General features: G+C 71.0%; 20 protein-coding genes. 14 read left to right on the top strand and 6 right to left on the bottom strand.

Features of this window, described 5'->3' with window-relative positions; translation table 11 throughout:
- Positions 1 to 152: 152 nt before the first annotated feature.
- A complete protein-coding gene (locus ACU6P3_RS22625; protein ID WP_447193871.1) occupies positions 153 to 905 on the bottom strand; it encodes a GntR family transcriptional regulator in 753 nt (250 codons plus the stop codon).
- Positions 906 to 1,243: 338 nt separating this feature from the next.
- Here ACU6P3_RS22625 and ACU6P3_RS22620 point away from each other — a divergent pair, with 338 nt between their 5' ends.
- Entirely contained in the window at positions 1,244 to 4,021 is a 2,778-nt protein-coding gene (locus ACU6P3_RS22620) for a discoidin domain-containing protein (protein WP_447193870.1), read from the top strand.
- Between the two features lie 109 nt (positions 4,022 to 4,130).
- Here the strand turns inward: ACU6P3_RS22620 and ACU6P3_RS22615 are convergent, their stop codons facing one another.
- The gene (locus ACU6P3_RS22615; RefSeq protein ID WP_447193869.1) at positions 4,131 to 4,472 is read right to left on the bottom strand and encodes a hypothetical protein; all 342 of its coding nucleotides are present in this window, start codon (positions 4,470 to 4,472) and stop codon (positions 4,131 to 4,133) included.
- A gap of 151 nt (positions 4,473 to 4,623) precedes the next feature.
- Between ACU6P3_RS22615 and ACU6P3_RS22610 the strand changes: the two genes are divergently transcribed.
- Positions 4,624 to 5,469 carry a helix-turn-helix domain-containing protein gene (locus ACU6P3_RS22610; protein WP_447193868.1) on the top strand — a complete coding sequence of 282 codons (846 nt, stop codon included), beginning with the start codon at positions 4,624 to 4,626 and terminating at the stop codon, positions 5,467 to 5,469.
- Between the two features lie 61 nt (positions 5,470 to 5,530).
- On the opposite strand, the gene ACU6P3_RS22605 is transcribed toward ACU6P3_RS22610, so the two are convergent.
- Positions 5,531 to 5,908 carry a nuclear transport factor 2 family protein gene (locus ACU6P3_RS22605; RefSeq protein ID WP_030278697.1) on the bottom strand — a complete coding sequence of 126 codons (378 nt, stop codon included), beginning with the start codon at positions 5,906 to 5,908 and terminating at the stop codon, positions 5,531 to 5,533.
- A gap of 263 nt (positions 5,909 to 6,171) precedes the next feature.
- On the opposite strand from ACU6P3_RS22605, the gene ACU6P3_RS22600 reads away from it, so the two are divergent.
- From ACU6P3_RS22600 to ACU6P3_RS22585, 4 genes are all read left to right on the top strand, one after another.
- The gene (locus tag ACU6P3_RS22600) at positions 6,172 to 7,035 is read left to right on the top strand and encodes a helix-turn-helix domain-containing protein (RefSeq protein ID WP_447193867.1); all 864 of its coding nucleotides are present in this window, start codon (positions 6,172 to 6,174) and stop codon (positions 7,033 to 7,035) included.
- Positions 7,032 to 7,217 (top strand): DUF397 domain-containing protein, encoded by a 186-nt coding sequence (locus ACU6P3_RS22595; protein WP_447193866.1) that lies wholly within the window; start codon positions 7,032 to 7,034, stop codon positions 7,215 to 7,217. Before ACU6P3_RS22600 ends, ACU6P3_RS22595 begins: the two co-directional genes overlap by 4 nt.
- A gap of 128 nt (positions 7,218 to 7,345) precedes the next feature.
- Positions 7,346 to 7,849, top strand: coding sequence for a PH domain-containing protein (locus tag ACU6P3_RS22590; RefSeq protein WP_447193865.1), 504 nt, complete (start codon positions 7,346 to 7,348; stop codon positions 7,847 to 7,849).
- Positions 7,846 to 9,450 (top strand): PH domain-containing protein, encoded by a 1,605-nt coding sequence (locus ACU6P3_RS22585; protein WP_447193864.1) that lies wholly within the window; start codon positions 7,846 to 7,848, stop codon positions 9,448 to 9,450. Before ACU6P3_RS22590 ends, ACU6P3_RS22585 begins: the two co-directional genes overlap by 4 nt.
- Before the next feature lie 78 nt (positions 9,451 to 9,528).
- Here the strand turns inward: ACU6P3_RS22585 and ACU6P3_RS22580 are convergent, their stop codons facing one another.
- The 3 genes from ACU6P3_RS22580 to ACU6P3_RS22570 form a co-directional block, all read right to left on the bottom strand.
- A complete protein-coding gene (locus tag ACU6P3_RS22580) occupies positions 9,529 to 10,878 on the bottom strand; it encodes an activator-dependent family glycosyltransferase (RefSeq protein WP_447193863.1) in 1,350 nt (449 codons plus the stop codon).
- A 67-nt stretch (positions 10,879 to 10,945) separates the two neighbouring features.
- Positions 10,946 to 11,950 carry an NAD-dependent epimerase/dehydratase family protein gene (locus ACU6P3_RS22575; RefSeq protein WP_447193862.1) on the bottom strand — a complete coding sequence of 335 codons (1,005 nt, stop codon included), beginning with the start codon at positions 11,948 to 11,950 and terminating at the stop codon, positions 10,946 to 10,948.
- Positions 11,951 to 11,995: 45 nt separating this feature from the next.
- Positions 11,996 to 12,949 (bottom strand): aldo/keto reductase, encoded by a 954-nt coding sequence (locus tag ACU6P3_RS22570; protein WP_447198017.1) that lies wholly within the window; start codon positions 12,947 to 12,949, stop codon positions 11,996 to 11,998.
- A 240-nt stretch (positions 12,950 to 13,189) separates the two neighbouring features.
- On the opposite strand from ACU6P3_RS22570, the gene ACU6P3_RS22565 reads away from it, so the two are divergent.
- The 8 genes from ACU6P3_RS22565 to ACU6P3_RS22530 all read left to right on the top strand — a co-directional run bounded on the left by ACU6P3_RS22565 (position 13,190) and on the right by ACU6P3_RS22530 (position 23,761).
- Complete coding sequence (locus ACU6P3_RS22565) at positions 13,190 to 14,485, top strand: activator-dependent family glycosyltransferase (protein ID WP_447193861.1); 1,296 nt, start codon at positions 13,190 to 13,192, stop codon at positions 14,483 to 14,485.
- An 18-nt stretch (positions 14,486 to 14,503) separates the two neighbouring features.
- A complete protein-coding gene (locus tag ACU6P3_RS22560; protein ID WP_447193860.1) occupies positions 14,504 to 15,742 on the top strand; it encodes an activator-dependent family glycosyltransferase in 1,239 nt (412 codons plus the stop codon).
- Positions 15,743 to 16,158: 416 nt separating this feature from the next.
- Complete coding sequence (locus tag ACU6P3_RS22555; RefSeq protein ID WP_447193859.1) at positions 16,159 to 16,785, top strand: class I SAM-dependent methyltransferase; 627 nt, start codon at positions 16,159 to 16,161, stop codon at positions 16,783 to 16,785.
- An 18-nt stretch (positions 16,786 to 16,803) separates the two neighbouring features.
- Complete coding sequence (locus ACU6P3_RS22550; protein ID WP_447193858.1) at positions 16,804 to 17,886, top strand: aminotransferase class I/II-fold pyridoxal phosphate-dependent enzyme; 1,083 nt, start codon at positions 16,804 to 16,806, stop codon at positions 17,884 to 17,886.
- Between the two features lie 363 nt (positions 17,887 to 18,249).
- Complete coding sequence (locus ACU6P3_RS22545) at positions 18,250 to 20,142, top strand: AfsR/SARP family transcriptional regulator (RefSeq protein ID WP_447193857.1); 1,893 nt, start codon at positions 18,250 to 18,252, stop codon at positions 20,140 to 20,142.
- Between the two features lie 73 nt (positions 20,143 to 20,215).
- Positions 20,216 to 20,827 carry a dTDP-4-dehydrorhamnose 3,5-epimerase family protein gene (locus ACU6P3_RS22540; RefSeq protein WP_447193856.1) on the top strand — a complete coding sequence of 204 codons (612 nt, stop codon included), beginning with the start codon at positions 20,216 to 20,218 and terminating at the stop codon, positions 20,825 to 20,827.
- Positions 20,828 to 20,891: 64 nt separating this feature from the next.
- Positions 20,892 to 22,121 carry a methyltransferase domain-containing protein gene (locus tag ACU6P3_RS22535; RefSeq protein ID WP_447193855.1) on the top strand — a complete coding sequence of 410 codons (1,230 nt, stop codon included), beginning with the start codon at positions 20,892 to 20,894 and terminating at the stop codon, positions 22,119 to 22,121.
- A gap of 101 nt (positions 22,122 to 22,222) precedes the next feature.
- Positions 22,223 to 23,761, top strand: coding sequence for a tryptophan halogenase family protein (locus tag ACU6P3_RS22530; protein ID WP_447193854.1), 1,539 nt, complete (start codon positions 22,223 to 22,225; stop codon positions 23,759 to 23,761).
- Positions 23,762 to 23,895 lie beyond the last annotated feature (134 nt).

Genomic DNA, 23,895 nt, shown 5'->3' with positions numbered 1-23,895 from the left:
CCCTTCGTTGACTCATGTTGCAGACGCCCGCATAAGCCATGTGTCCCCCGCGAAACCTTTGCCGACGCATCAACCGGCCTGCCCCACGCGCCCTCCGTACCACGTGAGGCACACGGGCCCGCCACGCCCCGGTCGCTCACCTCCTCGGGCGTTCATTTCACCGACAGGTGGTACGCGATCCGGTACCGGTCCGCCGGCACGACCACGTCCGCCGTCTCCACCGGCCGTCCCGACGCGTAGTACGTCCGCTCCAGCACCATCACCACATGCCCCGGGACCCCGCCGAGCGCCAGGAGCTCCTCCGCCAGCCCCGGGCGCGCGCCGACCTCCTCCAGCACGTTGTCCACGACGATGTCGATGGCCGCCATCCGCTCCACCACGCCGCAACCGCCCAGGGGCCCCTCCTCGGGCAGCATCACCGGCGTGCGCCCCGTGAGCGCGAGCGGCTCCCAGGAGGTGGAGAGCATCATCGGCTCGCCGCCGTCCCGGAAGACGTACCGCGTGCGCATCACCCGGTCCCCCGGCGCGATGCCCAGCCGGACGGCGATCTCCGGGGACGCCTCCCCCTGCTCGCTCCTGGACTCCCACGTGCCGCGCGCGCCAGCCTCCGCCTGCTCCTGCCGGAACGGGCTGGCACCGGACGGCGGCCGGTAGCCGGAGCGCGCGATCCGGCGCGGAACGGGTCGCTCCCGTACATAGGTCCCCGAGCCGGAGCGCCCCTCGACCAGCCCCTCGGCCATGAGCACCTTGCGGGCCTCCAGCGCGACCGTGTCGGAGACTCCGTAGTCCTTGCGGATGCGCGCCTGCGACGGCAGTCGGGTGTGCGGCGGCAGCGCACCGTTGACGATCTTCTCGCGCAGATCGCTCGCAACACGCAGATAGGCGGGCTGCTCACCGAAGGCCACGGGCCACTCCCCTCAGGACACCCATCAGGTTGACAGACAGCAACAGATTGGCAACCGTGGGTTGTTGACCGCAAGCAGAGGCCAAAGATTCACCCGAAGTGATGAGTTGGGTGTACGCAGGGAGGACACCCTTCCGGAGGCCCGCGCGAGGCGCTCGTGCTCGGCGTGCAGACGCCATCGCGCGCCCGCCGGGGCCGCGCCGTACACGCCGGGGCGCCGTACACGCCGGGGCGCCTTACACGCCCGGCCCGGCCGGGCCCCGGTCCGGCGACGGGAATCAGCCGTTCACCACGCGCGCCCCACGCCCCCGGCCGTACCGCCGTTCGTACCGTCCTCCCGTGAGCCTCCCGCGTACCCGCCGCACTCCTTCCCCCGCCCGCCTGCTCCGTTTCCGCGCCCCGCTCCTCGTCTCCACGCTCGCCACCGGCGCGCTGGTCCTCACCGTCCCTCCCCTCTCGCACGCCGACGACGACCACGCCCCGGCGGTCCGCCCTTCCCCCGCCCGCGACGCCGACCCGTGCCGGGAGTCCGATCGCGGCTGGTCCCCCGCCGCCGTCCGCGTCGACCCGGCCGACAGCCACCACGCCTACACCGGCAACGGCTACCTCGGCGCGCGGATCCCGCCGTCTGGCTCCGGATACGCCGAGGAGGGCACGCCGACCGGCTGGCCGCTGTACAGCCCGCGCTACGACGGCTCCTTCGTCACCGGTCTGTACGCCCACGAACCGGCCACCACCGCCGGCCGGCAGGTGCTCGCCGCCCTGCCCACGTGGACGACACTGGACGTGCGCGTCGGGGACGGGACGTCCGCCTCCGCCCCCGGCGGGCGGGCCCGGATCTCCGCCTACCGCCAGAGTCTGCTGCTGCGCTGCGGGGTGGTCGTCACCCGGCTGCGCCGCACCACGGCCGACGGCCGCGCCACGGATCTGGTGTACGAGGTCCTCACCGACCGCTCCGACCCGCACGTCGGGGCCGTACGGCTGACCATGACCCCGCGCTGGAGCGGGACGGCGGTCATCGGCGCCGACCCGGACTGGCGCGGGGCGCGGCGGCTCACCCGTACCGGCACGGACGGGAGCGCCGGCGCGCGCGTCCTGTCCTTCCGGGCGCACGGCACGGGAACGACGGGTGCCGTCGCCTCCGTCCTCCGGCTCCCGCGACCGTCCGAAGGCGTCCGTAGGAACGCGCCCGGGGAGCCGAGCCGTGCGGACTCCTCCCCGGCTGCGGGCCGCACGATCCCCTCCGTGGCGCGGGCCGACGGTTCGCACACCGTGACGCTCCGGGCCGGCGTCACGTACACCGTCGTCAAGTACGTCGGCGTCGACACCTCCCGTACGGCCACCGCCCCGGGACCGGCCGCGCTCGGCGCCGCGCGGCGGGCCGCCGGGCGGGGCTGGGACGCGCTGTACGCCGCCAACGCGGCCGCCTGGGCGAAGCTGTGGGCGGCCGGCGTCGACGTACCCGGCGACCCCGCGCTCCAACTGTGGCTGCGGGCCGCGCGTTACGGCCTGCTGACGGCCGTCCGGGAGGGTGCCGCGGACAGCGTCGCGCCGGCCGGCCTGAGCAGCGACGACTACGCGGGCCTGGTCTTCTGGGACGCGGACACCTGGATGTTCCCCGGCCTGCTGGCCACCGACCCCGAACTGGCGCGCACGGTCGTGGAGTACCGCCACCGCACCCGCCCCGCCGCGGCCCGCAACGCCGACAAGCTCCGTTTCCAGGGCCTGTTCTTCCCCTGGACCAGCGGCGGCACGGGGGACGTCTGGACGGAGTGCCAGAGTTGGTACCCGCCGCACTGCGTCACCCAGAACCACCTCCAGAGCGATGTCGCCCTCGCCGCCTGGCAGTTCTACCTGGCGACCGGTGACCGCGCCTGGCTGCGCGAGCGCGGCTGGCCGCTGCTGCGCGGGATCGCCGAGTTCTGGGCGTCGCGGGTCACCGCCGACGCCGACGGCGGCTACTCGGTGCGGGAGGTCGCGGGCCCCGACGAGTACAGCAACGGCGTCACGGACGCGGTCTTCACCAACGCGGGCGCCGCCACCGCGCTCCGGGCCGCGACCAGGGCCGCCGCGCTCGTCGGCGAGCCGGCCCCCGGACTGTGGACGCGGATCGCCGACCGGATCCGGATCCCGTACGACGCGGAGCGGAAGATCTACCTCCAGTACGCCGGCTACACCGGCTCCGCCATCAAACAGGCCGACACGGTCCTGCTGACGTACCCCCTCGAGTGGCCGATGCCGGCCGGGGCGGCGGCCGCGACACTCGACTACTACACCGCGCGCACCGACCCGGACGGGCCCGCGATGACGGACTCGGTGCACGCGATCGACGCCGCGGTCGTCGGAGCGCCGGGCTGTGCGACGTACACGTACCTGCGCCGGGCGGTCGAGCCGTTCGTCCGGGGGCCGTTCGTGCTGTTCTCGGAGGCGAAGGGCGACCGGGCGGGCGCGGACGACCCGCTCTCCGGCTCGCCCGCGCAGGACTTCCTGACGGCGAAGGGCGGCTTCCTCCAGGTGTTCACGCACGGGCTGACGGGGCTCCGGCTGCGGGAGGACGGCGTACGGCTGGACCCGCTGCTGCCGCCGCAGCTGGCGGCCGGGGTCGCGGTGCGCGGCCTGCGCTGGCAGGGGCGCGTGTACGACATCGCCCTCGGCGCGCGCGAGACGACGGTCCGGCTGCGGTCGGGCGAGCCGTTCACCGTGCACACCCCGGCGGGCGCACGGCTGCTGGAGTCCACGCTCACGCTGCCCACCCGCCGCCCGGACCGGGCGCCGACGGACAACGCGGCACGGTGCCGCGCGGCGACGGCGTCCTCGGAGCAGCCGGGCCGGTACGCCCCGGCCGCCGTGGACGGCAGCCCGGCCACCGCCTGGGTCCCGGCGGACGCGACGGCCGCGCTCACGGTGGACCTGGGACGCACGGTGCCCGTCACGTCGGTCACGCCCGGCTGGACGGGGCCGAAGCCCGCCGCGTACGAGATCGAGACGTCGCGGGACGGCGCGCGCTGGCAGCCGTGGCGGGCGGGGGCGGCGGTACGGCACGTACGGGTGCGGGTGCGCGCGCCGGCGGGGCGGACGCGTACGGGGATCGGCGAGCTGAGGGTGAGGGCGTCGTAGGACTCGCGGATCGCGGATCGCGGATCGCGGATCGCGGATCGCGGCCGGCGTCTCGCGGGAGGAGAAGTGCGGCCGGCGCGGGCGGCTCACCGGGTCCCGGTGCGCCGGCTCACCAGGCCTCGGTGCGCACGAACGCCGCGGTGCGCATCTGGAGCCACTCCGTACCGCCCCACCCGGCGAGCGCGAGCGCGGCGACGACGGCGAGAGCGGCCCTCCCCTCGCGCCCGCGGCCGGCCCTGGTGCGGGCGACGAGCGCCCAGGCTCCGAGGGCGAGCGCGGGCGTGCCGAACAGCATCAGCGGCAGATCGGCGTAGAGCAGGCTGAGGTCGCGCTCGCTCTCGAACGTGCCGCGCAGGCCGGGCGCGGCGCCGAGTCCCCATACGGCGAACCCGGTCAGGAAGCCGCCCACGACGGCGAGCGCGCCGCTCCAGCCGCTCGTCGCCGTAGGCACTCTCGATTCGCTGTCGCCCATACGAGGAGGGACGTGTGCGGCGGAGTTCCGGTTGCGCGGGCGACTTTCCGGCTTCCCCGGATGCCGGGCCCGCCTCGTACATACGCTGACCAGGAGGGACGTACGTAGTGAATCGAGGTGTGCACGACACATGGGAACGAGCCGCCAGAAGAAGCCCCAGCGGGCCCGGAACGACGACCGTCCGGGCATTTGGATCGGGTACGGCAAACTCGTCGGACTGCTCCGGGAACGGGCCGGCCTGAGCCGGCAGGACCTCGCGGACGCCGTGGGGTGCTCGTACCGGCAGATCGCCTCGATCGAGGAGGGCCGCAGACCGGCGAAGCCCGCCTTCACGGACACGGCGGAGACGTTATTGAAGGCGGGCGGAGTGCTGGCCGTGCTCCAGGAGCAGGTGAGTCTGGCCCAGCGTCCGCTGTTCTTCCGCAGCTTCTCGGCGATCGAGGCGGCGGCGATGGCCCGCTACTCGTACGATCCGATGATGGTCCCGCCGCTGCTCCAGACGGAGGCCTACGCGCGCAGGCTGATGGCCTCGCGCCTCCCGCCGCCCGACGGCGAGGACCTGGACCGTCATGTCGCGGCCCGCCTGGCCAGGCAGGCGCTGCTGACCCGCGGGAACCCGCCGCCGCTGCTGGTCTTCGTCATCGAGGAGAGCGTCCTGCACCGCCCGATCGGTGGCCGGGACGCGCTGCGGGAACAGCTCGGCCGGCTGCTGGAGTGCGGTCGCCTGCGCCATGTGGAGATCCAGATCCTCCCCCTGATCCGGTCGGGCCAGGCGGCCGTACACGGCCCCCTGGTGCTGGTGGAGACGGTGGAACGGGAGCAACTGGCCTACGTGGAGTCCTGGGACGGCGGCTCCCTGGTCACCGAACGGGCGGAGGTGAGCGACATCGCGATGCGCTTCGGCATGGTCCGCTCCCAGGCACTGGACCCGGAGGAGTCGACCCGCATGATCGAACGGGCGGCGGCGAAGCTGTGACGCCGGGGACGTGCCCGCTCGACCACCGCGGCCACCCCACGCGAACCCGGGCAAGAACGACTCAGGAGGCGGACGGCTCGATCTCTCCCGCGAAGACGATGACCTGGTCGATGAGGCTCCGCCGCAGGTGGACGACATCCGTTCCCGCCAGGCGGGGGCCTCCGTCAGGCGTGGTGAAGACCCACTGGTACCGGGCCCACTCGCCAGGCATGTCCACCGCCGAGCAGCGCACCATCGTGCCGGTCCCCGCCGGATGGCGCCGGATGTCCAGCACGAACCGCTCGACCGCCGCGATTCCCTCGCTGCGGCCCAACGGCCCCCAGAAGACCACGTCCGAGGTAAGGGCCTGGGAGAGCAGGGCAGTCACATAGCTGTCGTCCGAGGCGTTGAACGCGGAGATGAACGTGTCGATCGCGGAGCGTGCCGTCTCTTCCTGCATGCCCCAGTAATACCAGCCGTCGCGCGTGCGCTCGTCCGCGAGCCGCCTTCCGATCAGCGGTGGACCATCCCGGCCACAGCGGTACGCGGCGAGCGGTTCGCCGGTCCGCGCCCGACGACGAGAGACGATCCGGCCTGCGGGCGATCCGCGTACGCTGAGTCAGCGTACGCGCACAGAAAGTGGACGGTACGCCCGCCGAAACGCGACGATGGGGCCGAGTCAGAAGCGGTACGACGTGGTGTGTGCGCGGGAGGTGGCCGACAGTGGCCTACGAGAACACGGACGGCGGGGCGGCGGGCGCGGGGAGTTGCGAGCCCGGGGTCTCGGACAGTTTGCGCACCTTCGGCGCGGTGGTCCAGGCCTTACGAGAACACGCGGGCCTCAGCCGTGAGGAGTTCGCCGAGCTGGTCCGCTTCTCCAGGCACACGGTCGCCTCCGTCGAGCAGGGCCGCCGCATGCCCGACCGCGACTTCGTGGAACGCGCGGAGGCGGCGACCGGCGGCACCGGCGCCCTGCGGGCGGCCGCGCCGCACCTGACGCGGCAGGCGGGGCTGGCGAGTTGGTTCCGCGAGTGGGCCCGGCGGGAGGCCACGGCGATCAGCCTGTACACGTACGAGTGCCGGGTGGTGCCGGGCCTGTTGCAGCCGGAGGCGTACGCGCGCGCGGTGTCGCTGGCCGTGCCGCCGCTGCCCGACCCGGAGGAAATGGAGCAGCGGATCGCGGCACGACTGGCGCGGCAGGCGCTGCTGGCGGTGACACGGAAGCCACCGACGGCGTTCAGCTTCATCGTGGAGCAGGCGGTGCTGGAGCGGGGGACGGGCGGGGAGGAGGTGACGCGGGAACTCTTCGACCATCTGCTGGGGTTGGTCGAGCGGAACTGGAACGTGGAGTTGCAGGTGATGCCGCTGCGGCAACCGGTACATGCGGGGGTGGACGGGCCGATGCGGCTGGCCGAGACCCCGGACAATCGGTGGTTCGCCTACTCGGAGGGCCAGCAGAACGGACGGCTGATCTCCAGCCCGAAAGAGATCAGCCTGCTCCAGCAGCGGTATGCGAAACTGCGCTCGCAGGCCATGACCCCCGAGGACTCCGTGGGCCTGCTGAAGCGATTGCGAGGAGCGCTATGACCACGTCCGACCTGACCTGGTTCAAGAGCAGTTACAGCGGCTCGCAGGGAGACGACTGCGTCGAGGTGGCGCAGGGCGCCCAGGCGGTCCACGTCCGGGACTCCAAGGACCTGCGGAGCCCCGAACTCGCCCTCTCCCCCACCGCGTGGAACGACTTCGTCGGCTACGCCGCCCGGGACTGACCCTCACGCCCCGCCCCGTGCCGGATCCGTCCGGCGCGGTGGCGGACCGGCTGATCTCCGCGTACGCGCTGAGCATCGGCACCGCGAGCGCGCGCGGTTAGGATTCGCCGTGATCCGAGGAGGAGAGCTTGGCGCAGATCTCGACCGCCCGACTCCGCCCGCCCGCTTGTCGCGTTGATCCCCGGTCCCTTGTCCTGTGGCGTGTCCGGCTGACTGTCGGCGGCAGTGCCGCGGTCGTCGGTTCGTGGGGGCTCGTCTCCCTGCTGACGGCGGTCCGTTCGCCGTGGCCGTGGGTGGGCCTGTGCGCGCTGCCTGCGCTTGCCGTCGCGGCGGTCCTGCTGCTGCCGCGCTGGTGGTTCCGCCTGCACCGCTGGGAGGTGACCGGCACGGCGGTGTACGTACGGGGCGGGTACCTCCGTCGGGAGTGGGGCATCACCGCGATGTCGCACATCCAGACCGTCGAGATCCTGCGGGGCCCGCTTCAGCAGCGCCTCGGCCTGGCCACACTGGTGGTGACCACGGCCTCGCCCAAGGGAGAACTGCGACTTCACGGGCTCGACGCCACGACAGCCACCGAACTGGCCGAGCGGCTGCTCGCGCTCGCCCAGGCCACCCCGGGGGACGCGACATGACCGGTACGAGCGGTGCGAGCGGCACGAGCGGTGCGGGCGGTGCGGGCGGCGGCTCCGGCCCGGCGGCGGACGAGGGCTGGCGGCGGGTGGACCCGCGGACCGTCTGGCTCACCGCCGTCCTGACCGGCGGGGCGGTCTGCGGGGCCGCGGTCCCCGCCACCGTCGTCCTCGGCCGGGACATCGGGTTCGGCGCCGCCCTGTCATGGGTGCTGCCCGTCGCCGCGCTCCTGATCCTGCTCAGCCCGCTGACGGGTCTGCTGCACCGGCGCTCCGTGCGGTACCGGATCACCGACGAGTTCGTCGAGGTCCGCGTCGATCTCGTACTGAGTTCGGGGCGGAAGCTGCGCCGCGAGCGGCTGCGCACCGTGGATGTGACCGCCGGCCCCCTGCACCGGCTGTTCAGGCTCGCGGAGTTGACGGCAGGCACCGGACAGGGCGGCGAGGACAACAAGGAACGCGTGAAGCTGGCGCCGTTGAACCGCCATGAGGCGGAGCGGCTGAGGCGGTCGCTGCTGAACCAGCCCGAGCCGGAGACCGCTGTGGCGGGTCCCCACCTCCTCGCGGCCATCGACTGGAGCTGGCTGCGCTACGCGCCGGTGTCGTTCGCGGCGCCCGCCATCGGCGCCGTGGTGGTCGGCCTGGCGCTGAGGGTCGTCGGCCGGTTCGATCTGGAGGAGTCGGCGTTGGAGTATGTCGCCGGGGTGCTCGGCGACGGCGGGATCTGGCCGGCGGTCCTGGTCCTGGTGGCCGCCGGGCTCGCCGTCGGCATGCTCGGATCACTCGTCTGGTTCGTCGAGCAGTGGTGGGACTACCGCCTGGAACGGGAGCCGGGCGGGACCACCCTGCTCTGCCGGCGCGGTCTGTTCACCACCCGCTCGGTCTCCATCGAACAGCGGCGCCTGCGCGGTGTCGACGTGGCCGAACCGCTGGGCAGCCGACCGTTCGGGGCGGCCCGGGTGGACGCCGTGGGCACCGGGATACGCACGGGGGACGACGACAAGAAGGCGGCGGGCTACGGCACGTTGCTGCCCGCCGCCCCGCGCGAGACGGCCGACCGGGTGGCCGCCTCGGTGCTGCGGGAGGAGGCGGGCCCGCTGGCCGTACCGCTCCGGGCGCACCCCGCGGCCGCGCGGCGCAAACGCGTGGTGTGGGCGGTGACGGCGGTGCCGGCGCTGTGTCTGACGACGACGCTGGTGGGCGCGGCCCTCCCCGGGGCGCTGCCACCCGCGACGTGGGTCGCCGTGTGGACCGTCGCGGTGGTGCTGTCGCCGGCGGCCGTACTGCTCGGGCTGGACGCGTACCGGAGCCTCGGTCACGCGCTCAGCGGGGCGTACGTGGTCATACGCTCGGGGACTCTCACCCGGCGCACCGTGGCGTTGCAGCGGTCCGGGGTCATCGGCTGGAAGATCAGGCAGTCGGTCTTCCAGCGCCGGGCGGGCCTGATCTCCGTCACCGCGCTCACCCCGGCGGGGTCCGGCGCGTACACGGTGCGGGACACGGCGGAGGCTGACGGCATCGGCTTCGCGGGGACCGCGGTGCCCGGACTGCTGGACCAGTTCCTCGCGCCGTCGGACTCCCGGCCGAACGGGCCTGATTCCTGACCGAACCGGCCGGATCCCTGACCGCACGTGACCGCGCCGGATCCCTGACACGGCCGGCCGGATTCCCGACCGCACCGTTCAGGCCCTCGGTCCCACCGGGTGACCGCCCGGCTCCCGGCGTATCGGCTCCCGGCCCGCGTCCCGCCGCAGCCGGGCGACGAGTTCCTCGAGCCGGCCGGCCACCTCGTGCGGCGTCGGCAGCGCCCGTACCTCCTCGCGCAGTTCCGCCGCGCGCCGGGCGAACACCGGCTCCCGCAGCAACCGCTCCAGCCGGGCCCGTACGCTCGGGCCGTCGGCGTCCGCCGGCTGGAGGAGGATCCCGGCGCCCTGCTCCGCCATCCGCGTCGCCGCGTACTCCCCGTCGCCCTGGTCCGGCACGATCAGCTGGGGCAGTCCGAGGAGACTGCTGGTGGCCACGGTGCCGGCGCCGCCGTGGTGGATCACCGCCGTACAGGTGGAGAGCAGTGCGTGCAGCGGGGCGAAGGTGACCACCCGTACGTTGTCCGGCACCGGTCCGAGCTTCTTCCGCTCCTGCTCGGCGATGGTGGCCACGACCTCGATGTCGAGGTCCCCCAGGTCCCGGAGAATCTCGCCGACGGGCAGCACATAGCCGCCGAAGCGGTCCGTCGCGCTGAGCCCCAGGGTGAGTGCCACCCTCGTCCGCGCGGGCGGCTCGCGCAGCCAGTCCGGGAGCACCGCGGCGCCACCGTAGGGCACGTACCGGATGGGCAGATAGTCGAGATCGCCTCGGCGGCGCAGGGCGGGCGGCAGCTGGTCGAGTGTGGCCTGGCCGGTGATCAGGTCTTCCCCGAAGGGGACCCCGTGGCGCGCGGCCTGCTCGCCGATCCAGTCGGCCAGCGCGTCCGTCCGTTCGGCCGCGGGCTGTTCGTCCCGTACCCGGCGGAAGTGCCCGCGCAGCGCCCCGTAGTGGTCGGGCCCCCACATGAACCGCACATGGGGCGCGTCGGCGGCCCGCGCGGCGATCGGGGCCGCGTAGCTGGTCGGTTCCCAGATCACCAGGTCGGGCCGCCAGTGCCGGGCGAAGGCGACCAGTTGGTCGAGCATCGAGGAGTTGATCAGCCGCGCCGTGGCGGCGGCGTCCCGGTCGGCCCCGCGGAGATATTCCCAGGTGATCAGGTGCTGTTGCCGGGGGAGGTCGAACGGCGGGGTCCTGCCGAGCCGGGTCTCGCGGTAGAGCTGCGGATCGAACGCGGCGAAGCGCTCGTTGAGGATTCTCCGGGCCACGGCCCAGAGCGCGTGGTCCGTGCCCACCGGGACGGCCGGAAGTCCGGCCGTGGTGATCACGTCGACCAGTTCGGGCTGGCTGGCGACGCGTACGTCGTGACCGGCGGCCCGCAGCGTCCAGGCCAGCGGCACCATGCTGAGGAAGTGCGTCTTCTCCGAGTAGGTGGCGAAAAGGATGCGCATACCGGTTCCTTCCGTTTCGTGGCGGCCGGCGTCCTGCCGAGGACGGCCCAGCTCAGGGCTGTCCGGCTCAGGGCTGTCCGGGCGCGGCGGCCGCGAGCTCGGCGGCCGTGGCGGTCACCGCGTCCTCCCAGCGGATCCGCGGACTCCACCCGGCGGCCTCCTGGAAGGCGGACGGGTCGATGACGAAGTCGAGGAAGTCGGTGGGTCCCGCCTGGTCGGGCGGGGCCACGGAGGTGACCGGCACCGGGGGCCGTCCGGTGGCCTCCGACACCGCCCGGGCGATCCCGGCGAACAGTTCGCCGATGGTGGTGGCCCGTCCGGTGCCCACCAGCCAATGCCGTCCCGCCAGCCGGTCGGCGTGGTCGAGGGCCGCGACCACCGCGCGGGCCGTGTCGTCGATGCAGACCAGGTCCCTGGCGATGCCGCCGTCGTGCCACATGGTCAGCGGCCGGCCGGCGAAGGCGCGGCGCATCATCACCGCGACCAGGCCCTTGTCCAGGGCACTGGCGGCCCTGCCCTGTCCGAACAGGGTGGCGAGCCGCAGCGTCGCCCCGCGCACCACACCCTCGGCGGTCGCGGCCTTCAGGGCCAGCTCGGCATCCATCTTGTGCCGGTCGTACGTGGTCAGGGGCTGGTCCGGGGTGCTCTCGGTGATGCGCTCGGAGGTGAACTTGCCCGTCTGCGACATGGATCCGGTGAAGATCACCACGGGTGGTCCGGTACGTCGCTGGGCTCTCAGCGCGTCGATGACCTCGTGCACGAGGCCCAGGTTGACCCGTTCGGCGAGGGCATCGTCCGAGGACACCCGCCAGGTCGCCGGGCCGACGACATGCGCGACGAGGTGCAGGACCGCGTCAGCGCCCTCGACGGCTTCGGCGACCGCGCCGGGCGTGGTCAGGTCGACCCGGCGGATCTCCACCTCGGCGCGGTGCCGCTCGGGCACCCTGACGGGGCGTCGGCCGACCAGCCGCAGCCGCAGCCGACGGCTCGCCAGCTCGCGCGTCACCGCCGTGCCGAGCAGGCCGGACGCGCCGAGTACGACGACCAGAGGGAGGGCGGGGCTGTCGGTCATTTCTCTCTCCTTCGCAGAGCCGCTTTCGCCGGCGGGTCAGGCCGGTCAGCTTCCGGAACGCGCGTAGTCCCAGTGCATCCGCCCGACGACCGCCGGGAGCCGCGCCAGATCCCGCAGGTCCTCGTCGGTGAGTTCGAGACTGGCCGCGGCCGCGTTCTGTTCCAGCCAGCGCGGACGTTTGGTCGCGGGAATGGGTATCACCAGCTCGCTCTGCGCCAGTACCCACGCGATGGAGACCTGCGCCGTCGTCGCCCCGTGCCTGCGGGCGACCCTGGTCAGACCGTCGACGATCGCCCGGTTCGCGGCGAACGCGTGTTCGCGGAAGCGGGGATCGCGGGACCGTGCGTCCTTCTCGTCCAGTACCGCGTGGTCGACCTGTCCGGTGAGCAGGCCCCGGCCCAGCGGGGAGAACGCGAGAAAGGGAGTGCCCGTCGTCTCGCACCACTTGAGGACGTCATCCAGGCTGTGCCTGGCCAGGACGGAGAGTTCGTACTGGACGGCGCTGATGGGGAACTGTCCGTTGATCCGCTCCAGTTCGTCGACAGTGGCGTGGGAGATGCCGAGCCCCCTGGCCTTCCCGGCTCGCACCAGTTCGGCCAAGGCACCCCAGGTCTCCTCCAGCGGTACGTCCGGATCGACGCGGTGCAACTGGTAGAGGTCGATCGTGTCCGTCGCCAGGCGGCGGAGCGAGGCGTCGCAGGCGGCCCGGATGTGCTGAGGCCGGCCGTCGCGGCTCAGCGTGCCGTCGGGGTTGGTGACCAGACCGCATTTCGTGGCGATCACGGCCCGGTCCCGATGGCTCTTCAAAGCCCGTCCGAGCAGCCGCTCGTTACTGTAGGGCCCGTATATGTCAGCGGTGTCGAAAATTCTGATGCCGAGATCAAGCGCCCGGTGAACAACTCGGACGGAGTCGTCCTCGTCCTGCTGGACCGGACTGTATCCGCGTGATAGCGAAGTACAGCCGAGCCCCACTCTGATCGATTGGGAATCGTCATCCATGAGAATGTTGCGCATGATTTTCCATCCTGGCCCCGGCTGCTTGGATGCGGCAAGTACGAGGCGGGCCGAAGGCATAGAAGAGAAAAACTGGCAGTACGTTATCGCTGCCGGCCGGAATCAGCCAGAATCCTGTTGCCTGTGGTGTCCGTCCCGCCGGCGGGACGGACACCACAGGCAACAGCGCGCCGGTGAATCGCCGGTGAAACCCCGGAGCAACCCGCCGCCGACCGTGGAGCACGCATGCGCATTCTTTTCACCACGTACTCGGAGAAGACCCACTTCCACGCGATGGTGCCGCTGGCCTGGGCGCTGGTGGGCGCCGGCCACGAGGTGCGGGTGGCCAGCCAGCCCGCGCTGACGGAGGTGATCACCCGCAGCGGGCTCACCGCGGTTCCCGTCGGCTCCGACCATCACCTCTGGCGCGTGCTGGACAGATTTCTGAATCCGCGCTTCGCCGCGGCGAATCCGGAGTTGTACAAGCAGATCCGCGCCGTGGACCTGCCGCCGTTCGATACCGCGGACGACCCCGTGGAGGACATCTCCTGGGAGTACCTGCAATCGGGATACGAGACCGTCGTCCGCAGCTGGTACCGAATGATCAACGATCCGATGACCAGCGATCTGGTCGCCTTCGCCCGGCAGTGGAAACCGGATCTGGTGATATGGGAGCAGGCCACCTATGCGGGGCCGATCGCGGCCAGGGCGGTGGGGGCCGCCCATATACGGATGCCCTGGTGCCTGGACATCTTCGGGAAGACCCGGGAGAATTTCCTCCGACTACGCGAGAAACAGCCCGAACATGCACGGCGGGATCCACTCGGCGAATGGCTCGGCGAGAATTGTGAAAGATATGGGGTCGAGTTCTCCGAGGACATGACGACGGGGCAGTCGACCATCGATCAGTATCCGAGTCCGCTGCGGCTCATGGCGGACATCGAGTACCTGCCGATGCGGTACGTGCCGTACAACGGGGTCTCCGTGGTCCCGGACTGGCTGTGGGAGCCGCCGGCGAGGCCACGGGTCTGCCTCACCCTCGGCGTCTCCGCGACCCAGCGGTTCGGCGGTTATCCGGTCCGTGTCGGCGAGATCCTCGACGCGCTGGCCGATGTGGACGCCGAGATCGTGGCGACGCTGTCCGAGGAGGCGCAGAGCGAACTGGAACGGGTGCCCGACAACGTCCGGCTCGTCTCCTTCGTTCCGCTGAGCGCCCTCATGCCGACCTGTGTGGCGTCGATCAACCACGGCGCCTTCGGCACCTTCAACACCACGGCGCTCGCGGGGGTTCCCCAGCTGACGATTCCCGAACAGCACGACAATCCCCCGGTCTGCGACCGGCTGGTCCGGTACGGCGCCGGACTGACGGAGTACTACACGGACGTCACCGGCGAGAAGGTCCGCGGCCACCTGGTCCGGCTGCTCGACGAGCCCTCCTTCACCACCGCCGCGACCGCCCTGCGTGAGGAGATGCTGGCCATGCCGGCCCCACGCGACCTGGTTCCCCAGCTGGTCCGGGCGACTGCCCGGTACCGGCCCTGACCGCGATCTGGAGCGAAGGTGCGCATCCTCTTCACCACGTACTCCGACCGGAGCCTGCTGCTGTCCATGGTGCCGCTGGCCTGGGCCCTGCGCGGCGCGGGCCATGACGTACGGGTCGCCAGCGCCCCCGACCTGACCGACGTGATCACCGGCGCGGGCCTGCCGGCGGTGCCGGTCGGCCGGAACGACGGCTTCTCCCGCATACTCGGGCCCGAGCCCGCGTCACTGCTGACCGGCCTGCTCCAGCCGTACGACGTGGCAGCCGCACCCGAGCGCGCCACCTGGGAGTACATGCGGTCGGGTTACGAGAACATCGTCCGCTGGTGGCACAAGACGGCCAATGTGCCGATGATCCCGGACCTGGTCGACTTCGCCCGGCACTGGCGGCCGGATCTGGTGCTGTGGGAACCCAGCACCTACGCGGGTGGCATCGCGGCGGAGGCCGTCGGCGCCGCGCACGGACGGCTGCTGTGGAGTGTGGACGTCTTCGGCGTCGCCCGTGAGCACTACCTACGGCTGAAGACCGGCCGGAGCGAGGCGGACGATCCGCTGGCCCAGTGGCTGAGCACCTATGCCGACCACTACGGATTCGGCTTCACCGAGGAGTTGGTCACCGGTTCGTTCACCATCGACCAGCTTCCCGACTCGATGCGGATGGAGGCACGGCTGCGCTACCTGCCCATGCAGTACATGCCGTACGGCGGCCCCGCCGTGGTGCCTCCCTGGCTGCGGGATCCCCCGGAACGCCCGCGGGTCGCGGTCACACTCGGCATCACCAGCATCACGCGGTTCGGCAGTTACAACCTCGACGTGGCGGAGATCCTGGACGCGCTGGCCGATCTCGACATCGAGATCGTCGCCACGATCACCGAACAGGAGCAGCGGAAACTGGCCGCCGTTCCACCGAACGCGCGGATCGTCCCCTATGTCCCCCTGCAGGCGCTGGCCCCGACCTGCTCGGCGCTCATTCAGCACGGTGGTCCCGGCACCCTCCTCACCACGGCGCGGCACGCGGTTCCGCAACTGCTGCTGCCATGGGAGTTCGACGCCCCCGAACTGGCCCGGCGCTTCGCCGCCCAGGGCGCCGGGATCTCCGTCGAGGCGAGCCGGGCGACCGCCCCCGTCATCCGGGAGAACCTGCTGCGGCTGCTGAACGAACGGTCCTTCCGCGACGCCGCCGCAGGGCTGCGCGAGGAGATGCGGGAGCGGCCCACCCCCCTGGATCTGGTGCCCGTACTGGAGGAACTCGCGGCGTAATCGGCACCCGTCACACCCACCGACATGGTCCTTCGGCCCAGGAGAGCATCATCGCCAGCACCGACTTCGTCCATCCTCAGCTCGCACCGCTGTTCACCGGCGCCGTCGCGGCCCACGCGACCGTCCTCGCGGACGACCTGGGGCTCTTCGAGAAACTCGCCAAAGAACCGATCAGGGAATCGGACCTGGACCGGGCCCCCTGGTCCGCTCACCGCGTCAGGATCACGGGGGTCCTCCGGGCCCTGTGCCGAGCGGGCGCGGTCGAACACCGCGACTCCTCCTACGAGCTCACCGAACTCGGCTGGGACCTGCGGCAGCAGGCACCTGTCTTCAAGCTGTGGTTCGGCGCCTACGCCTCCGTCCTGGCCGGCGCCGTCGCCGGCACGCCGGACCCGGCGACGCTGGTGAGGGGCGCCGTGGTCGCGGAGTCGTCCAGCCGCGTCGGGGCCCAGTACCTGGACGGGACGATCCTCGACCTCGTCGCCTCCCTGGCACCGCGAGGGGCCCTCTGCGACCTGGGGTGCGGCACGGGATCGCGGCTGCTCGCCATGTGCACGCGCGCGGGACGGCCCGGACTCGGATTCGACGTCTCCGCGGCGGCGGTCGACTCCGCCCGGCGCACGGTGCGGGACGCGCGCGCGGTGGGTGTCGCACTCGACATCCGACAGGCCGACGTCACCCGGCTCACGGACAACCGGCCGGAAGTGGACATCGTCACCCAGGCGTTCATGACCCACCACATAGCGCCCGACGAGCGCGGCGTGCGCGTACTGCGCTCCTACCAGGAACGGTTCCCCAACGCCCGCTACCTGGTCGTCTTCGACACCGTCGCCTCCCCCGCCGCCTCCGCGCCGGCACCGGAACTCTTCGCGCCGGGGTTCGACTACATCCACGCGCTCCAAGGCATGGAACCCCGTACGTACGAAGCCGCCCGGCGGGTGTTCGCCGAGGCCGGCTACCACTGCCTGCGCGAGATCACGCTCGACGTCCCCAACAGCTACGCCTGGGTGCTCCGGCCCGACGGCAGAGCCGCGCGCCCATAAAGGGAGGTACGCACCACCATGCCATCCGCCCGGCCACCGCGAATGGTGGCGACGGAGAAGTTCCCCGCCTACCGCGACGACGAGACGCCGTACGCCGCCCCCTCCGGGGACCTGTGGGACCTGTCCAACAACGAGATCTCCCTGCCGCCGCCGCCCCACGTCCTCTCGATCCTGCGGAGCGAGAGCGAACGGGCCCACCTCTACCCCGACCCGCGCGCGGGACTCCTCGTGGACGCGCTGGCCGGGCACTTCCCGGTGGACCGGGGATCGGTCCTGGTGGGGCCGGGCAGCGCCGGCGTTCTCCAGCAACTCCTGCTGACCCTGTGCGGTCCCGGGGACGAGGTGATCCACGCGGATCCGTGCTTCGACGCGTATCCCCTCCTGATCGCGACCTCCGCCGCCCGAGGGGTCCCCGTACCGTTGACGGCGACAGGGGAACACGACCTGCGCGCCATGCGTGCCCGGGTCGGCGCGGACACGCGCGTCGTCATCCTGTGCTCTCCGCACAACCCGACCGGGACATCCCTGACGCCCTCCGACCTCCATGACTTCCTCGTCGGTCTCCCGCCCGGCGTGATCACCGTCCTCGATCAGGCGTATGTCGAGTTCGACGGCGAGAGCGACCCCCGGGACCTGGGGCTCCTCCACGCACACCGCGACCTGGTCCTGCTGCGCAGCTTCTCCAAGGCGCACGGCCTGGCCGGCTTGCGCGTCGGCTACGCCATCGCGCCGCCCGCTCTCGTGGCGCGCGCCCGCAAGACGGCCATCCCCTTCTCCGTCACCCGCGGCGCGGAGCGGGCGGCCATCGCCTCGCTGAGGGAGCGGGACACCCTGCGGCAGCGGATGGCGTACGTCCGCGGACAACGCGACAGCCTCTTCAAGCACCTGTCCGACGCCGGCCTCGCGCCGCTGCCCTCGCGCGGCAACTTCCTCTGGATCCCTCTCGGCGCCGGAAGCGAACGCTTCGCCGAGGCGTCGGCCGGCGCCGGCGTCAAGGTCCGCGCGTACCCGGGTCAGGGTGTGCGGGTCACCGTGGGGAACGAGGCCGCTCACCGGGCACTGATAGCGGCGGCACACGATTTCAGCCGGGCCGCCACGTAGCTCCGCGGAGCCTCACGAGACGTTCAGCGGGACCTGAGCCCGGCCCCCGGCGCACCGGCCGGCCACCCTGTCCGGCCGGTGCGCCGTCGCACGTCGCCCCCATGAATCCCCCCAATCCCCCGGACGGATCCCTGAATCGCCCCCGCGAAACGACCGTCAAGTCTGCGCGACTGAGACGTAGGATGCTGCTGTGCAACCGGGGGAACCAGGCATCACGCTGGCGGTGGCAACGCCGAAGCGAGCCTTCGCGCCCCCAAACGACCCAATTTCATCCAGTCCTGATCGCTGAATCAGGTTGAGTTGACCAGGATCAGGAGCCGCGCACGCACTCCGACGGGGTGCCCACGATGGAGAGTGCAGGGTATGGGGGATACAACTCACGTCACGCTCTTAGGACCGGTAACGGCCTGCAGGGACGGGCAGGGGTTAGAACTCGGCTCACCGAGACAGCGCACCTTGTTCGCGGTACTGGCCGCGCACGCCAACCAGGTGATCAGCCGCGAGGAGTTGGTCACCGCCGTCTGGGGGCTCGATGCCCCGGCGACCGCGATGAACAGCGTCTACACCTATGTCGCCCGGCTGCGGCGCCTCCTGGAGCCGACCCGTTCCCAGCGCGGGCCCTCGGATCTGCTGGTGTCCGACAGCCTGGGCTACCGACTGCAACTCCCTCCGGACCAAGTGGATTTCAGGAGATTCAAGACCCATCTGAAGCGTGCCGGGCAGCTGAAGAACACCCAGGCGGTCGAGCGTGCGGTCGAGGAGCTCAACGCGGCGCTGGCACTGTGGCACGGCGCTCCCTACGGCGGAGCGACCGGCCCCTTCGCCGATACCGAGCGCAGGGCCCTCACCGAGTTGCGGCTGACCGCCATCGAGGACCGGATGGAGCTTCTGCACCAGCTGGAGCACGATGTCGACTTCAGCGGCGAGCTGTCCGAACTCTCCTCGCTGGTACGGAAACACCCGTTGCGTGAACGGCTGCGCCACCTGTTGATGCTCGGTTACGCCCGGTTCGGCAGACAGGCCGAGGCGGTCGAGGAGTACCACGACCTGCGCGGCAGGCTGGCCGAAGAGCAGGGCCTGGAGCCCGGGGAGCGGATTCAGCGCTTCTACGAGGACATCCTGCGCAGCGGGCCGTCGAGCAGGATGTCCCTTCCGCCGCGGGAAGCCGAACCCGCCGGGCCGTCGAACGCGCCGGCCTCTTCGGTGCGGGCCGCGCCGCCCGCGCAACTGGCCCAGCTGGCACGGGACATACCGGACTTCACCGGCCGCGCGGCCGAACTCCGGCAACTGCGTCAGCTGGTGGAGTCCGCCGAGAGTGCGGGCGAGAGCGCCGTCATCCTGATCAACGGGGCTCCGGGGATCGGGAAGACGGCGGTCGCGATACGGATCGCTCACGCCCTCTCCTCGCACTTCCCCGACGGACAGTTGCAGCTGGACCTGCGAGGATACGGTGACGGGCCCGGCCCGATGCAACTGGACGAGGCGCTGCGTCATCTCCTGGACGGACTGGGGGCACCCCCGCGGGCGGACCTGGACATCGAGGGTCAACGCGCGCTGCTCCGCCGGCTGGTGGCCGGCCGACGGCTGCTCATCCTGTTGGACAACGCGGCCTACGTCCAGCAGGTCCGGCCGCTTCTGCAGGGTGATGCCTCCTGTCTGGTCATCGTCACCAGCCGGAACTCCCTGACGGGACTCACCGTGCGGGACGGAGCGCGGCGTATCACGCTGAACGGGATGACGGAGGACGGTGTCGAGTTGTTCGGCCGCATGGTGGCCCGGCCGCTGGTGGCCGGCGCCGAGACCGAGGTGCGGCGACTGGTCGAGGCGTGCGGTGGCATTCCGCTGGCCCTGCGCATCGCGGGCGCCCGTATCGGCATGTACCCCGCGCCGGAACGCGCCCTCGCCCGCTTCCGCGAGGGGGATCTGCTGGGACGGCTGGATGTGCTCGGCGACGACCACTCCTCCCTGAAGACCGTGTTCGGCTGGTCCTACGACGCGCTGCCGGAGGACGCCCGTCTGATGTTCCGCGCGCTGGGCGGCGGCACCGAGCCCAGATTCGGTATCAGATCCGCCGGGCGGCTGGCCGGCCTCACGCCACGGGGCGCCCGTCGCGGTCTGGACGTCCTGGTGGAGGCGAGTCTGGTCCAGGAACCGGTGCACGACCACTTCCGCCTGAACCCGCTGATCTTCGCTTACGCGCGACATCTGTATCACCGCGATGTGGCGCTCGGGGCCACCCCGACGGTTTCCTGCTGAAGCATCGCACACATCACGGCACGAGGTTTCGGGGGGTTGCAGCGGGACAAGCCTTCCACTCATTATCGGTGCGATGAAGATTACCGAGATGTCGATACCGAACGCCTTCCGGATCGTCCCGGAAATACATGAGGACGAACGGGGATCCTTTATGGAGCTGGCCCGTTCCGCCCTTCTTTCCGAGGCCATCGGCTATCCGTTCGTGATCGGCCAGGCGAACTGCTCGCTGAGCAGCCGTAACACCATCCGCGGAATCCACGGGACCGCACTGCCGCCGGGCCAGGCAAAACTCGTCACCTGTGTGAGTGGCTCGGTGCTGGATGTGGCCGTGGATCTGCGGGTGGGCTCGCCCACCTTCGGGCAGTACGAGATGACCAGGCAGGATGCCGGGACCGGGGTCTCGGTGTACCTGTCCGACGGTATTGGCCATGCCTTTGTGGCATTGACCGACGATGCCTGCGTCAACTATCTGTGCTCGGAGAAATATGTGCACGGAACGATGATCGAGATCAATCCGCTGGACCCCGACATCGGCATTCCGTGGGAGCTGGACGGCCCGCCGGTCATGTCGGACAAGGATGCCGCGGCACCCGGACTGGCCGCCGCGGCGGATGCGGGAATGCTGCCCGGCTACGAGGAATGTCTGGAGCACTACGCGTCCCTCCGGCCGGCTGCCGCGGCCTGAGCGGGATCCGTCTCGCCGGCGGGACAGGGGTGCCTTTTTTCGGTTCGTACGATCAGGAGTGGTGATGTCGACCGAGTTCGTGTGTCGTATATGTGGTGGCCGGGTCCATGAGTTTTTCGATTTCGGACGCCAGCCACTGTCGGACGCCTTTGTGGTGCCGGGGGCGGACAGCCGGGAGGAGTTCTTCTTCCGGCTGGCCACCGGAATCTGCGAGAAGTGCACGATGGTGCAGTTGACGGAGGAGGTCCCACGGGGGCGTATGTTCCACGAGGATTACCCGTACCACTCCTCGGGATCCTCCTTCATGCGCGCCCACTTCGAGGAGTTCGCCGGTCGCCTGCTGGCCACCGAGCTGACCGCCGACGACCCGTTCGTCGTCGAGATGGGATGCAATGACGGCGTCATGCTGGGCACCCTCGCCGGGGCCGGTGTCCGGCACCTGGGAGTGGAGCCCTCCGGCGGTGTGGCGGATGTGGCCGCCGCCCGGGGAATCCGCGTGCGGAAATCGTTCTTCGAGGAATCCACCGCACGGGACATCCTGCGCGAGGAGGGCCCGGCGGACGTCATCTACGCGGCCAACACGCTGTGCCACATTCCCTATATGGATTCCATCCTGGCCGGCGTGAAGGTGCTGCTGGCGCCGGGCGGGGTCTTCGTCTTCGAGGATCCGTACCTCGGTGACATCATCGAGCGCACGTCCTTCGACCAGATCTACGACGAGCATTTCTTCTTCTTCACCGCCCGGTCGGTGCGGGCGATGGCCGCCCTGCACGGTCTGGAACTGGTGGACGTCGAACGGCTCGCGGTGCACGGCGGCGAGGTCCGTTACACCCTCGCCCGCGCGGGAGCGAGGACACCGTCCGGCGCGGTGTCGGAACTGCTCGCCGAGGAGGACCGGAGGAAAGTGACCGAACTCGCCACGCTGGAGGAGTTCGGACAGCGGGTCAACAAGATCCGTACAGATCTGGTCGCGCTGCTGAACCGGCTGCACGGGGAAGGCAGAACAGTCGTCGGGTACGGTGCCACCGCGAAGAGCGCGACGGTCAACAACTTTTGCGGAATCGGCCCCGGTCTGATTCCGTTCGTCTCGGACAGCACTCCGGCGAAGCAGGGGCGCCTGACACCCGGCGCTCATATTCCGGTCCGCGATCCGAAGGCGTTCGCCGATCCGTACCCCGATTACGCGTTGCTGTTCGCCTGGAACCACGCGGACGAGATCATGGCGAAGGAAAAGGAATTCAGCGCCGCCGGCGGCCGGTGGATCCTGTACGTCCCCGACGTGCACATCGTGTAACGCCACCGGTAGGCGCACCGTCCTTCCCCTGTCCAGGGTGGATTCCGTTCGGTTCAGGGCCCTGTTTGCCGTGAATAAGCCAGGAACAAAGGAGTTGGGGAATGATTCGTTCCGTGGTCATCGTGGGCGGTGGCACAGCGGGGTGGATGACGGCCTCCTACCTCAAGGAGGCGTTCGCCGATCGGATCGACGTGACCCTCGTGGAGTCCGCGGCCGTGTCCCGTATCGGGGTCGGCGAGGCGACGTTCAGTACGATCCGTCATTTCTTCGACTACCTCGGCCTGGACGAGGCCGACTGGCTGCCGAAATGCGCCGGAGGTTACAAGCTGGGCATCCGGTTCGAGAACTGGGACGGGGACGGCGGACACTTCTACCACCCGTTCGAGCGACTGCGGATGGTCGACGGGTTCTCGCTGGCCGACTGGTGGCTGGAGCTCGGCGACCGAGGCCGCCCCATGGACCGGTCGGTCTTCCTGACCACCGCCCTCAGCGAGGCCAAGCGGTCGCCGAGGATGCTGGACGGCACGCTGTTCGCCGCCGGGCTGGACGGCAGCCTCGGCAGGTCCACCCTGGACGAACAGCGGGCCCAGTTCCCGTACGCCTACCACTTCGACGCCGACAAGGTGGCCGGGTACCTCGCGGCCCATGCCACCGAGCGCGGGGTACGGCACGTCATCGACAGCGTGGAGCAGGTGGTCCAGGACCAGCGCGGCTGGATCAGCGAGGTGCGCACGGCCGAACACGGCTCGCTCCGCGGTGACCTGTTCATCGACTGCACGGGCTTCCGCGCCCTGCTGATCGACAAGACGCTGGGGACGCGGTTCGAGTCCTTCGAGGACGTGCTGCCGAACAACCGGGCCGTGGCGCTGCGCGTGCCCCGGGAGGTCGAGAGCGACATGGCGCCGTACACCAAGGCGACCGCGATGAACGCGGGCTGGATGTGGACCATCCCGCTGTTCCGCCGCGACGGCAACGGCTATGTCTACTCGGACAGGTTCATCAGCCCGGAGGACGCCGAACGGGAGCTGCGCGACACGGTGGCACCCGGTCGCGACGACCTCGAGGCCAACCACATCCGTATGCGGATCGGCCGCCACACGCACTCGTGGGTGAACAACTGTGTGGCCATCGGCCTGTCCAGCGCGTTCGTCGAACCGCTGGAGTCCACCGGCATCTTCTTCATCCAGCACGCCGTCGAGCAGTTGGTGAAGCACTTTCCCGACGAGACCTTCGACGAGCGGCAGACCGCCGCGTACAACACCCGTATCGGCAACGCCGTCGACGGGGTCAAGGAGTTCCTCGCCCTGCACTACAGAGCCGCACGGCGGGACGACACCCCGTACTGGAAGGAAGCCAAGGTCCGGGCCGTGCCGGACGGCCTGGCGGCGCGGATGGAGCTGGCCGGGAGCCGGCTGCTCGACGAGGAGACCATCTACCCGCACTACCACGGATTCGAGAGCTATTCGTGGAACGCGATGAGCGTGGGGCTCGGCCTCCGGCCGCGACGGCCCCATCCCGCGCTGAAACACATCGACCCGACCCGGGCCCTCGCGGAGTTCGCCCGTATCGAGGCGGAGGCGAAAGCGATGGTCGCCGCCCTCCCCAGCTGCCACGAGTACCTGGCGAGCATCAACGACTGAGCACGGCGCCTCCCCCCGGGGGCCCGGCCGGCGGATCGGGCCGATCCGCCGGCCGGCCCCGGGCGTGGGTGTCCCGACCGGACGGACCGGAGAGTGAGCCCGTTGGACGCCGACACACCGGGCCCGGCAACGCG

The sequence above is a fragment of the Streptomyces hebeiensis genome, from assembly GCF_052983195.1.
This window is presented reverse-complemented; position numbering and strand designations above follow the sequence as displayed.